1 pseudogene is annotated in these 499 nt (G+C 73.1%); it reads left to right on the top strand.

The window, feature by feature from the left end:
- Window positions 1-499, top strand: a pseudogene (locus tag AC5RV2_RS18930) (thiamine pyrophosphate-binding protein); the annotation flags it as partial.

Genomic DNA, 499 nt, shown 5'->3' with positions numbered 1-499 from the left:
TTCGCTGCGGGCCGGCGGGCAGCTGCTGCAGCTGGCCGAAGCGCTGGACGCCCCCGTGGTGACCACGCTCAACGGCAAGGGCGCCATCCCCGAATCGCATCCGCTCTCGTTGGGCTCGGACATCCGGCTGCCCGCCGCGCAGCAGCTCTGCGAGGAGGCCGACGTCCTGCTGGTCATCGGTTCCAAGGTCGGCGAGGCCGAACTGTGGTTCAACCAGCTGCAGCCGAGCGGCACGGTGATCCGCGTGGACATCCTGCCCGGCCAGATGGCCAAGAACATCGCGGCCGACGTTCCGCTGGTCGGTGACAGCGCCGCCGTCGTGCCCCAACTGCTCGCGGCACTGCGGGAAAACAACGACGGCGGTGTCCCGCCGCGGGCGGAAAGCGGCGCCGACCGCGCGGCCCGGCTGCGTCCGGGGATGCGCGACGCCGCCCGGGCGCTGTCCCCGGAGTTCGCCGCGCTGGCCGAACAGGTCGCGGCCGCCGTACCGGCGTCGACC

Source organism: Arthrobacter sp. Y3225116 (assembly GCF_059091245.1).
This window is presented reverse-complemented; position numbering and strand designations above follow the sequence as displayed.